12 protein-coding genes are annotated in these 11,905 nt (G+C 43.9%); 4 read left to right on the top strand and 8 right to left on the bottom strand.

The features are described from left to right. Positions 1-132: 132 nt before the first annotated feature. The 3 genes from V6252_RS03070 to V6252_RS03080 all read right to left on the bottom strand — a co-directional run bounded on the left by V6252_RS03070 (position 133) and on the right by V6252_RS03080 (position 1,462). On the bottom strand, positions 133-630 hold the full coding sequence (locus tag V6252_RS03070; protein ID WP_191113680.1) for a low molecular weight protein-tyrosine-phosphatase: 498 nt from the start codon (positions 628-630) through the stop codon (positions 133-135). 207 nt (positions 631-837) lie between these two features. After that, complete coding sequence (locus V6252_RS03075; RefSeq protein ID WP_102091790.1) at positions 838-1,260, bottom strand: RNA-binding S4 domain-containing protein; 423 nt, start codon at positions 1,258-1,260, stop codon at positions 838-840. 97 nt (positions 1,261-1,357) lie between these two features. Further along, the gene (locus tag V6252_RS03080) at positions 1,358-1,462 is read right to left on the bottom strand and encodes an excalibur calcium-binding domain-containing protein (RefSeq protein WP_201579448.1); all 105 of its coding nucleotides are present in this window, start codon (positions 1,460-1,462) and stop codon (positions 1,358-1,360) included. On the opposite strand from V6252_RS03080, the gene V6252_RS03085 reads away from it, so the two are divergent. Beyond that, complete coding sequence (locus tag V6252_RS03085; protein ID WP_341609439.1) at positions 1,440-1,661, top strand: hypothetical protein; 222 nt, start codon at positions 1,440-1,442, stop codon at positions 1,659-1,661. The two genes, V6252_RS03080 and V6252_RS03085, sit on opposite strands and share 23 nt — an antisense overlap. Positions 1,662-1,849: 188 nt before the next feature. Here the strand turns inward: V6252_RS03085 and ilvA are convergent, their stop codons facing one another. Beyond that, complete coding sequence (gene ilvA / locus V6252_RS03090) at positions 1,850-3,403, bottom strand: threonine ammonia-lyase, biosynthetic (RefSeq protein WP_101205019.1); 1,554 nt, start codon at positions 3,401-3,403, stop codon at positions 1,850-1,852. A gap of 306 nt (positions 3,404-3,709) precedes the next feature. Here ilvA and rpiA point away from each other — a divergent pair, with 306 nt between their 5' ends. Then, entirely contained in the window at positions 3,710-4,369 is a 660-nt protein-coding gene (gene rpiA / locus V6252_RS03095; RefSeq protein WP_057760400.1) for a ribose-5-phosphate isomerase RpiA, read from the top strand. A 136-nt stretch (positions 4,370-4,505) separates the two neighbouring features. On the opposite strand, the gene argF is transcribed toward rpiA, so the two are convergent. From argF to dnaB, 3 genes are all read right to left on the bottom strand, one after another. After that, positions 4,506-5,429, bottom strand: a complete 924-nt coding sequence (gene argF, locus V6252_RS03100) for an ornithine carbamoyltransferase (protein ID WP_057760398.1) — start codon at positions 5,427-5,429, stop codon at positions 4,506-4,508. Positions 5,430-5,646: 217 nt separating this feature from the next. Next, positions 5,647-6,753, bottom strand: coding sequence for an alanine racemase (gene alr / locus V6252_RS03105; protein WP_341609236.1), 1,107 nt, complete (start codon positions 6,751-6,753; stop codon positions 5,647-5,649). A gap of 174 nt (positions 6,754-6,927) precedes the next feature. Continuing rightward, positions 6,928-8,331, bottom strand: a complete 1,404-nt coding sequence (gene dnaB / locus V6252_RS03110; protein ID WP_057760393.1) for a replicative DNA helicase — start codon at positions 8,329-8,331, stop codon at positions 6,928-6,930. Positions 8,332-8,629: 298 nt separating this feature from the next. On the opposite strand from dnaB, the gene pdxA reads away from it, so the two are divergent. Both pdxA and V6252_RS03120 read left to right on the top strand, forming a co-directional pair. Then, complete coding sequence (pdxA, locus tag V6252_RS03115) at positions 8,630-9,718, top strand: 4-hydroxythreonine-4-phosphate dehydrogenase PdxA (protein ID WP_341609237.1); 1,089 nt, start codon at positions 8,630-8,632, stop codon at positions 9,716-9,718. Positions 9,719-9,928: 210 nt separating this feature from the next. Next, positions 9,929-10,333 carry a hypothetical protein gene (locus tag V6252_RS03120; RefSeq protein WP_341609238.1) on the top strand — a complete coding sequence of 135 codons (405 nt, stop codon included), beginning with the start codon at positions 9,929-9,931 and terminating at the stop codon, positions 10,331-10,333. A gap of 510 nt (positions 10,334-10,843) precedes the next feature. On the opposite strand, the gene V6252_RS03125 is transcribed toward V6252_RS03120, so the two are convergent. Continuing rightward, positions 10,844-11,623: a transglutaminase family protein gene (locus V6252_RS03125; protein WP_341609239.1), complete on the bottom strand. Its 780-nt coding sequence runs from the start codon at positions 11,621-11,623 to the stop codon at positions 10,844-10,846. Positions 11,624-11,905: the final 282 nt, after the last annotated feature.

Here is an 11,905-nt window from a genome sequence, read left to right on the forward strand (position 1 = left end):
GATACAAGGCAACTGAGTGCAGACGTAACTGTGATACTTCAAGCGAGGTTAACGCTGTAGCTCTTTTATAGAGGATTAACTATATTATAGAGGATACCGGATGCAAGAGTAGCAGAAATATAGACGGTATGGCTAGCAGGCTTTCCAGCTTTCTATCCAAGCTTGGGCGCTTGATTCGATACGCTCGATCACTTCTTCGAAATCATCGTTATCGCCTTTATATGGATCTGGTACATCACTGCCGCAATAGGTAGGGTCTTCTTCACTGAACAGCGCTAGTGTTGCTAAACTATCTTCTGACTCTGCAATGCTGTCTTTGATCGCTTGCAGATCAGCTAAATTCTGTGAATCCATGGCTAAGATTAGATCAAAATCACGAAAGTCATTGGCACTGACTTGACGAGCGACCAGCTTATTAATTTTATAGCCGTGTGATTTAGCATGACGTTGTGAGCGAGCATCAGGCGCACTGCCAACGTGCCAATCACTGGTGCCTGCTGAGTCTACTTTTATGGATAGTCCAGCAATCGCTGCTTGCTGACGAAAAACTTCTTCAGCAGTAGGGGAGCGGCAGATATTTCCCAAACATACCAATAATACAGACGAGGGAGTACAGGCTTTCATCAGCATAATATGACCTTCTATAACAAAAAAAACATGCTATAAGAGACCGGCATTGTTAATGCGGCTTTTATTAGCATGCAATCGATTGAATCAGCTGCTAGCGTAACGCTTAATGCTTGGAATGGCAAGGATAGAGACTAAACAATAGCGTCATTTAACAATGGAAATTTGGCCATATGATGCATGGCCAAAAGGAGAGATAGTGAAACGGTTTTAATCTTGATTACTTTTAAAACGTTGTAGATCGCGGCGTTCTTTTTTGTTGGGCTTGTTATCAGGACGAGCAAGATTGGCCAGTTTGCGTTGTTCGGCATAGTACGCACGGCGGGTTTCGCTCTCTTTTGTCTCTGAATATAGCACCTCAGCGGCAGTCGCATTGCCACGCTGTGCAGATAGCGCCTCAACAACGACCGTCTTTTCGGTCATCGCGGTCGCTGAGCCTTGGCGAATGGTTAGCTCATCTCCGACAGAAATCTCTTTACTGGTTTTTACCCGGCTACCGGCATAGTGTACGCGTCCACTTTCAATCGCTTGTTTGGCTAGGGTGCGTGTACGATAAAACCTAGCTGCCCATAGCCATTTATCGAGACGGATTTTTACCAAACCTTGGTTGTTATCATCAGTATTTTTCTTCATAAGAGTTACTCTGCATTCGTTTATATATTAAATCATAGTTTTATATAAACAATATTAGGGCAACTTTCATATTTGCAAATAGATTTGATGACTGTAGTTAGTTGCACCATTGTTGTTCACAAGGCACACCATCGTGGTTACCATCCATTTTGGTATTAGGACAGTAGTTTGTGAAATAAGTGGCTTCTGCACATGATGTCATTTGTGAGCAATGTGTTCTGCCATCACATGAAAAGCTTGAAGCCGGTTGTGTCGATAAGACTGGAGTTGCAGTTGGCGCTGATGTTGAAGTGGTACCCAAATCAACGTATGTTGGCGGTATGTCATCAATGTTATCGACGTCAGTAGAGGTAAGAGTAGGTTGCGTTACGATATCTGCTGCTGCATTGGTTGCCGGCTGATGTATCGTATTTTTAGGTTGAAGGACTCTATAACCTATAAGCACGAAAATCAGACAGGTCAATATCACTAATACTTTGTTTATCACTGTGCCATACCTGCCAGCTCATAATTATTATTAATATGAAAATGGCAGTTTTTAATCGACTTAAAAACTGCCATTAGATAAGAGACATTACGTCTATTTTTACTATCTCAAAAATAACTGATAGCCAATGTTGTCATTGACCGTGGCACAGTCATAACCAATATCTAAAAGCGCGTCTTGTAGCTGACGAGAGTTACCTTCAGAGGCTTGTAAGCCAACCAGCACACGTCCTTCAGCAGCACCATGGTTGCGGTAATGGAATAGGGTAATATTGAAGTCATCACCCAATTTCTCTAAGAACGTTAGCAATGCGCCTGGACGTTCTGGGAATACCACTTGTAGCAATTGCTCGTTTTCGACATGAGCATGACCACCGATCAAATGACGGATATGTGATTTGGCGATATCATCATCAGTCAGGTCGTGAGCAGTGTACCCATCGTCTGACAATTGGTTACTGATGGTTTGACGCTCTTTTTCGCCTTCTTTTAAAGCAATGCCGACGAAGATTGAAGCAGGCTCCATTGAATCTGGTGACTTTTTGCTGTCAGCACGGTAGTTAAACTCTGTGATGTTACGGCCGTGTAGACTGCGACAGAAGTTTAAGAAAGCGCCTGTTTGTTCAGGAATAGTAACCCCAAAGATGGCTTCTTTTTTCTCACCAATTTCGGTACGCTCAGCGATATAACGTAGGCGGTCAAAATTCATATTGGCACCGCAAATGATACCGACGCAGTTTTTATCTTGAATATTATTGGCTTCGATATATTTTTTCATACCAGCGACTGACAACGCGCCAGCAGGTTCAACGATACTGCGATTTTCTTCAAAGATATCTTTGACAGCTGCACACACTTCATCATTGGTACAAGTGATCACTTCAGGCTCAACGATAGGACCTGAGTTATCGCTTTTTTGCGTACGGACAACGTCAAAAGGTAATTCACCAATCTGTGCGACTGCCACCCCATCAACGAACAATCCTACTTGCTCGAGCTTGACACGTTCACCTGTTTCAAGCGCTGCTTTTAGGCAGGCTGACTGCTCAGCTTCTACCGCAATCACTTTGACATGTGGTGCAACTTCTCCCAAAAATGCGGCAACGCCTGAAATCAGGCCACCACCACCAACGGCAACAAACACATAATCCATGTTGCGCCACTGTTGGGTCAGCTCAAGACCGATGGTGCCTTGTCCTGCGATGACCAGTTCATCGTCATAAGGTGGAATAAAGGTAAGTCCCTCGCGTTCAGCGCGGTCAATCGCATAGCGGTTTGCTTGATCGAAACTATCACCATGCAGATCTACATTGCCACCAAGTGCTCTTACCGCATCCACTTTGATATCAGGAGTCGTGGTTGGCATGACGATGATGTTATTTAGTGATAATTTGCGCGCAGAGTAAGCCACGCCTTGCGCATGGTTACCTGCTGAAGCACAGATGACGCCACGCGCTTTTTGCTCATCGCTCAATTGACTGATACGGTTATAGGCACCGCGCAATTTAAATGATTTGACCGGTTGTAAGTCTTCACGTTTAAATCGAATGTCATTGGCAAAACGTTGGGTCAGCTTGGGCGCCGTTTCAAGTGGTGTTTGAATAGCAACGTCATAGACGGTGGCTTGTAAGATGGCTCGTACCCAGTGTGACAGCATAGTAATCCCTAAACAGAGTGAATATAAAAAGTGTAGATGAATATAAAAACGAAATAGATTAGCCTATGCCGATTTTTAGTATCTTGCAAGACTCAATTGCAGTTTTCTTGGGATTTCGTGCTTGAATTTACATGAATTGCAGGTATTTGCCGAAGTTAAGCCTTAGCTACGTACTATAAGACTCACAAATTAGCGTCATGATGCGCTAACATCCGTTAATAGCATCGGTTATAATAGCCGCGCATTTTACCTCTTTTAGCCTTTTACTTTTTTTAAGACCATACGTTTATTTTCCAAGGATTTATGATGAGTGATCAGCAAGCACAAAAGCAAGCCGCGGCCAAAGCTGCTCTAAGCTATATCGAAGACGATATGATACTTGGGGTAGGGACAGGTAGTACGGTCAATTGTTTGATTGAGTTGTTGCCACAATTGAAGCTTGCTGGCGCTGTCGCTAGCTCACAGGTGACAGAAGACAAACTTCGTGCGCTTGGTATTGAAATAGTCGATTTAAACTTTGCTGGCACGTTAGATGTTTATATCGATGGTGCTGATGAAGTTAACGAGCACTTGCAACTTATCAAAGGCGGCGGCGGTGCATTGACTCGCGAAAAGATTGTGGCAGCAGCTTCAAACAAGTTCGTCTGTATGGTCGATGATAGCAAAAGCGTTGATATCTTAGGTCGCGCGTTTCCGGTACCGATTGAAGTATTACCACAAGCACGCTCTTATGTGGCTCGCCAATTGGCCAAATTAGGCGGTGAACCAGTATATCGTGAAGACTTTGTCACTGATTATGGTAATGTCATTCTAGATACTTATGATTTGGATGTGAGTAATCCAATCGCGCTTGAAAAAGAGCTAAATAATATCGTGGGTGTGGTCTGCAATGGTATCTTTGCAGCAAATCAAGCAGATGTTTTGCTAAAAGCAGGTGCTAATGGCGTGACGACGCTTACGCGTTAAACTATCTCTAAATCATTTGTATAAACAAAAAAGCCGTCCAGATCTGGACGGCTTTTTTATATAGGAACTTATTTAGGAGTGTACTAGCAAGTTATCTTACTATTGATCTCACTGTCTTTTGATAGAATAGCCTAAGTTATGCAGGCAACTTGATTTTGTCTTTGAGTAAAAACTCCATCAATGCTTTTTGTGCATGTAAGCGGTTTTCAGCTTCGTCCCATACGACAGAGCGTGGGTCATTAAGCATGTCATGAGAGATTTCTTCGCCGCGATGGGCTGGCAAGCAGTGCATAAATACCACTTCAGGATCAGCCTTGTCTAATAGAGACGGCGTCACTTGATAAGGAGCAAAACGACGTGCACGCGTATTTTGCTCGGATTCTTGACCCATACTTGCCCACACATCGGTGACAATTAAGTTAGAATCTTTTGCCGCGTCTTGTACGTTTTCTACCAGACTGACGCAGTGTGAAAAGCGTTCCATAAGTTTCGGATCAGGCTCAAAACCATAAGGTGCTGCGACACGTAATTCAAAACCAAACTGATTGGCAGCTTGCATAAATGATGAGCACATATTGTTGCCATCACCAACCCAAGTCACAATCTTATTTTCGATACTACCGCGATGCTCGTAATAGGTTTGCATATCAGCGAGTAATTGGCATGGATGATAGTCATCGGTCAACGCATTGATAATCGGTACGCTTGAGTATTCAGCAAAGGTTTCAACTTTTTCGTGCCCAAAGGTACGAATCATAATGATATCAACCATGCTAGAAATCACGCGTGCTGAATCTTCTAGTGGCTCGCCGCGACCGAGCTGCGTATCGTTTGGTGATAAAAATATGGCGTTACCACCAAATTGACCCATGCCCGTCTCAAATGAGATACGGGTACGCGTTGAAGATTTTTCAAATATCATGCCAAGCGTACGACCAACAAAAGGCTGATATATCTCGCCTGCGTGTTGCATCTTACGCAATTCGCTTGCGCGTTTGATTAAGTTTTCTAGTTCTTGTTTGGTTAAATCAGATAAGGTCAAAAAATGGCGCAAACTCATAGTAATCCTAGCAGTCGATCGCAGTCAGTGAAACGTCATCAGTCTTCAATAGCATCGCGTCAGTGCGTATACTGGGTTGACAACAAACTTTTAGTATAGCGTATTTACTTTCAATGTAAACGTTCATTTTTATCAAGATCAAATGGCTTGTTAAATAGACCGAAACCACATTAGCAAGCCGCAATACCTTATATGCTAATGACTGTGCTGCTAATGATTATGCCTGTGTACGGTTTGGACGTATGCTCAGGCGACATAATAGCTCATAGCTAATCGTCCCAGCATGACTTGCAACTTCGTCGACACGCGGCGCATCGCCCCAGAGCATGACCTTGCTATCTATAGCAAGACTCTCAGGTGCGCTACTGATATCAATGACAATCATATCCATAGCCACGCGCCCAATTACTGGGCAGCGGTAGCTTTGGCTGTCGTTAGCATCCATGACAGTGACATATGCATCATCCGTGACCACACGTGGATAGCCATCGCCATATCCAACGCTGACCAATGCGGTTCTGGTGTCTTGCTGCGCACGCCAGCGGCTACCATAGCCGATCGCATCATTTGCGCTAACGGTTTGTAGGGCAATGATTTGAGCACTGAAATCCATCGCAGGCTGCAAGTCTAGTTCTTGTGCGCTTTTATCGACGACAGGTGAGCTACCGTATAAGATAATGCCTGGACGTACCCAATCATAATGATGTTCTGGAAAGTTGACGATACCAGCAGAGTTGCATAATGAGCCTTGGATATCTGGACTAATGGTGTCTTTCAAAGTCGCTAGTACGCTCGAGAAACGCTCAATCTGCATGGCATTTAATGGGTGATCGTGGTCATCAGCATTGGCGAAATGCGTGGCTAGGATCAGCTGATAACCCGCTTCATGTAGGCGTTTTGCTGCTGATAGCACACCTTCAGCGTTAAAACCCAAACGGTTCATGCCAGTATTGTATTTGAGCCAAGCTACTCTAGTTGCACTGCCAGCTGGCGGGACATTTTGCAGGGCCCACTCTAGCTGTGGTCCGTGGTGAATCACGCAGCTGATCTCATGATCAATCGCTTGCTGCCACTCATCAGCGGTAAACGCACCTTCTACTAGACCGATGGTTTTTTCCCAACCTAACTGTCTGGCTTCCAGCGCTTCAGTCAACGTAGCGACACCGATACCATCTGCTTGCTGCAGGGCTGGCAAGACTGCCGCCACGCCATGCCCGTAAGCATTGGATTTGACCATAGCTAATACTTTAGACTGAGGTGCTCGTTGTTTGACTTGATTTAGGTTATGAGTAAGGGCTTTTGGTTTTATCGTGATTGTGCGCATAATCGCCTTCTTTATGAGTAGAATTATGAAGTTATAAAGCCAGTACTACATCGATTGGATTGATGCGGTACTGGCTATTGTATTAAAACTGGTTATATAAAATTATTTATTAACCTATGATTAGACCTAATTTTGATGCTTAGTATTGATTAGGGTTAAATTTTATAAGGTTAATTACTCATCATTCTCAAAACTCACGCCTTGGTAGTACTCTGGCGTTAGATTGATAAAGCGGGTAAATTGACCTTCAAAGCCTAGACGAATAGTACCAATAGGGCCGTTACGTTGTTTACCAATGATGATTTCCGCCACGCCTTTATGGTCCGAGTTTTCATTATAAACCTCATCACGATAGATGAACATAATCAAATCGGCATCCTGCTCAATCGCACCAGATTCACGTAGATCCGACATGATAGGGCGTTTATTTGGACGGTTTTCTAGACTACGGTTAAGCTGTGATAGCGCAATCACAGGACATTCAAGCTCACGTGCCAATGCTTTTAGACTACGAGAAATCTCAGAAATCTCGCCAACACGGTTACCATCTAGACTTGGTACTTTCATCAGCTGAAGATAATCGACTACGATAGCACCCAAGCGACCGTCATGGTTTTTGGCGATACGGCGGCAGCGAGAACGCATCTCAGACGGCGGTAGGGCAGTACTATCATCAATATATAAATGCTTTGATTGCAAATGTTGAATGGCGTTCATCATCTTTGCCCATTCATCTTCATTCATTTGCCCAGAACGCAGGTGCGTCTGGTTAATCGCGCCCCATGAGGACAGCAGACGCATGACGATAGATTCGGCAGGCATTTCCATCGAAAACACCACAACGGGCAAATCTTCATTAAACAAGATCCCTTCTGCCAAGTTCATCGCAAAAGTGGTTTTACCCATCGAAGGACGCGCAGCGACAATAATTAAGTCACCCGCTTGTAAGCCTTGAGTTTTGTTATTCAGCTCGGCAAATGGTGTCTGCAAACCAATCATGCCATCGGGATTAGATTTTAGTTCTTGAATTTTATCGATAACATTGGTCAAGACAGAAGTGATACCGACAGGGCCACGCTGTTCCGCGCGTTTATTATGCTGCTCATTGATACTAAATATCTTGCCCTCGACATTGTCTAGAATGTCACTAACGCTTTGGTCTTTTGGATTATAGGCAAGCGTCAGCATGTCATTACCAGTGGTAATTAACTGGCGTAGGGTTGATAGCTCACGCACACGCTGGGCATAGGCTGTCAGGTTAAACAAGGTTGCAGGGCTTTGGCTCAAAATATCAGCCAAATAACTGTCACCACCTGCACCTTTGAGTAATTTCTGCGCTTCTAACCAGTCGTGTACCATGACGGTATCATAAGGCTCATTCACTGCCGCCAAATGGGCAATGGCATCAAAAATGTATTGATGTCGCCCAGCATAAAAGTCATCTTTGGTGACAATATCGGCAATCTTGTCGTACGCCTCTTCGATACTCATCAAAGACGCTAGCAATGCCTTTTCAATATCAATATTGTGCGGCGGTGTCTGATTGAGTAAGTCGTCGGTTTTGTCGTTTTCTGCCATGAGTGCCTAATGAGTTAAAATGGGTATGAAAAAGGATGTCGATGATAGAGCAATACAAACATAGAGCGCCTCTACGATAGAAGTACCAAAACGCGGTCTCAGGTTTGTCTGTAAATGCTACAATCAGATGCGAAAGTTTAACACATAATGTGGTTTTTTAGACTTGATAAAGAACTAAATCTGAAGTGATTGTTTTTAATGAAATAAAAAATACCATAAAGCATCTAAGTGTAAAAACTTAAAATATTAATTATAAATACAATAAAATCAATAATTTGAATAAAATAAGGCTATTGTTATGACAGAAGAAAAACGACCGCTATTAATCACTACAGGTGAGCCTGCGGGCATTGGCATGGACGTAGTACTAGGACTAGCAGCAGAGGGTAAGTTACAAGACTTTGCTCGGCCAATTTGGGTGACTGCTGACGCTAAAGCGATGCAAACTCGCGCAGATGAATTGGTTGCAGCTGGCGTGCTCAAAAGTATACCTAGCTGGCATACTATCAATACAGATATAAATGCCGGTAATTTCGATGTTAACTTGGTAGAGCAGATATCGCAGCAAGATATAGACGCTGATAGCTCTTTCATCCTACTGAATATTCCTTGTGCCGCACCAGTTATCTGCGGGCAAATCAATATTGCTAACTCAGTGATGGTGGCTCAGCAGTTAGATATTGCTCATAAACTGGCAGTAAATAATACAGTCGCTGCCATCGTCACTGGGCCATTGCAAAAATCAGCGTTGATAGATGCTGGTATCAAACTATTAGATGGCACCATGTTTAGTGGTCATACTGAGTTTTTTATGCAGCAAAGTGGCTGTGAGAAAGTCGTCATGATGCTTGCCAACCAAGCGATGAAAGTAGCGCTTGTCACTACGCATTTACCATTAAAGGATATCCCTGCTGCGATTACTGCCGATAATGTACGCCAAACGGTACAAATTGTCATCGATGACATGAGAGAGAAGTTTGGTCTCGCGCAGCCTCGTATCTTGGTTTGCGGCCTCAATCCACATGCAGGCGAGGGCGGCCATTTGGGTATGGAAGAAATTGAAATTATCAATCCAGTACTCAACGAGTTTATCAATATGGGCGTCAATATTTCAGAGGCAATGCCAGCGGATACGTTATTTACTACCAGACATTTAGCAAACTGTGATGCGGTCATTGCCATGTATCACGATCAAGGATTGCCAGTATTAAAATCGCACGGTTTTGGTGATACGGTTAATCTAACCTTAGGCTTGCCTTATATTCGTACTTCTGTCGATCATGGTACGGCACTAGACTTGGCAGGAAGCGGCGGTGCGAGTGCGACTAGCTTATACCAAGCACTAAATATGGCTAATGAGATGGCGGATAAGTCGCTTACTCATTGATATACCTCTGTTATGACTCATCGCCTAATAGGTATTGTTCACATCGTACTTGATGGTTTTAGTGTGAGTAATACCTACTTATGAATAATTAAACGTAATGTAAGTGGTTCTATTGATACATATAATCATCTATATCGCTTAAAAAAGTATTTAACTTTTGAAATAGGCTTGCTAGATTAAGGTTTCTTGATAAAAATAGAAGTGTAAGCTATGTCTGATATTGAAATCAAACTAGTACGATCTCGAGTGGAAGAAATCCTTGCACGTTATAAGCATCTGATTGATAAGGACTTCCCAGGCTATCGTAACCATGTTTATCGTGCCATTACTTATGCCATGCATTTTTTGGACAATGAACCTGAGTATGAGGCTTTAATTGAAACAATATTTGCCTATCATGACGTAGGATTATGGACAGATCATAAACTGGCTTATTTGGAACCCTCTGAAGCAGTTGCACTTGCAGATAATGAAAAATATGACTGGGGATTTGATCCTCAACTACTTCGTAATGCAATTCACTGGCATCACAAAATCACCCCTTATTCTGGTAAAAATGAGGCAGTTATTGAGGCTTGTCGAAAAGCAGACTGGGTTGACATTTGCTACGATTAACTAAAGATTATGAAGGTTCAACGCTTGTTGGCAGTATCAAGGTGACACGAGGTATTATGAAATGGTGATTAACTCACTGTGCCATCTTTGAATAATCTTTTTAAAATAAAGTAAGATAATCCCAAATTTTATGTGATCGCTTATAAAGAGTACGACGACTATCCAGAGCACTCGAACCATAACCACTATTAGCCTACAGTCAAAGACCTAAGTCCTCACTAGGGAGCCACTGTTGCTTCCCTAGAAAGACTTTCATGTTAAATGATACGAGAGCAAAGAGCTGCTATGTTGGTTGCGCTACATTTGAGATAGTTTGTAGATAAAATATCTGAAAAACACAGTCTGAGATGTTCTCCTACCATGACCTTGATCCGTTGAACGAAAACTTTCATCTGCACGGTGAAGAATGGAAGATTGAGAAGCCGATGGACCAAAACCGATGCCACCTCCTTCATATTATGGCGGCGGTTATGGTCTTAAACGCAGGCTCGAAAGCCTAGGGTCAGGTTCCTAAGATTGTCTGGTCACGGATACCGACTGGTTGACCAGCTCAATGGATCCGAACGAAGTTAAAAACGCGACGCTGGACGCATCGGACCCAACACCGATGCGGGCCATTGTGTCGGCACCTGCCATGCCAGTCGGATCAATGAGGTGCCAGCTCCCTTCAAGATAGACTTCGGCCACGGCATGAAAGTCTTGTGGTGTCACATCGGGTGCATAAACGCTCACAAACCTAGCTGGTATCGACGACGCGCGCGCTAATGTTACGAGAACATGCGCAAAGTCGCGGCATACGCCCTGACGTTGAGCAAAGCTGTCGAGCGCGGTGGTTTGTGCATGGCTCGATCCGGGTACATAGCTAAATGCCGACTCGATCCAGTCGCGCATCGCGGCAATCCGTGCGCCGCCAGCGAGATTGCCAAACTCGGCGTCCACGAAGGCATGGAACTGTTCTGACGGGCAATAGTGAGACGGCATCAAATGCCTGATTGTCTCTCCGGGCAAAAGATGCAGGGGCGTTTGGGACAGTGCCGATATGTCTAAGGCAGGACGGTCAACGGCGATTTCTGCGAGATAAGTGCAGCTAAAATCCCCTTCAGCGTGAATCCAAATCCGCTCTCCTATACCGTCATCGGCGGTAACCCGTGAAAAATGCGCAACGTCTGATGTCCAAATCTCGGTCGAACGTACCCGTTGATCCGCAAGATCGGCGGCTTCGATCTGAAGCAAAAGATCCATTGGCTCTGAGAGTCGATAATGGAGGGTGACGTTAAGTTTCAGGATCATATGTGAATTCCCTAAGGGTATTTATCTGGCGGGCTGACGATTGCGTAGGGCTGAACCGCCTCGACTATATCAGAGACTGGCTTACTGGAGTCAGATAGCAATGCCTGACAGGTTTAAATTATCATAATACCGCTTTTCAGAATCAAAAGGTGAGACATAACCAATTGCGTTATGCAGTCGGGCTTTATTAAACCTGAGAAGTGTTAAAAATCGATTAATTATCGATTTAGTTTTACGCTGCAATCGTTATGATGACGCCGTCTTTGGACCTGTTTCTGTCTG

The organism is Psychrobacter proteolyticus (assembly GCF_038155145.1).
Taxonomy (GTDB): Bacteria; Pseudomonadota; Gammaproteobacteria; order Pseudomonadales; family Moraxellaceae; genus Psychrobacter; species Psychrobacter proteolyticus_B.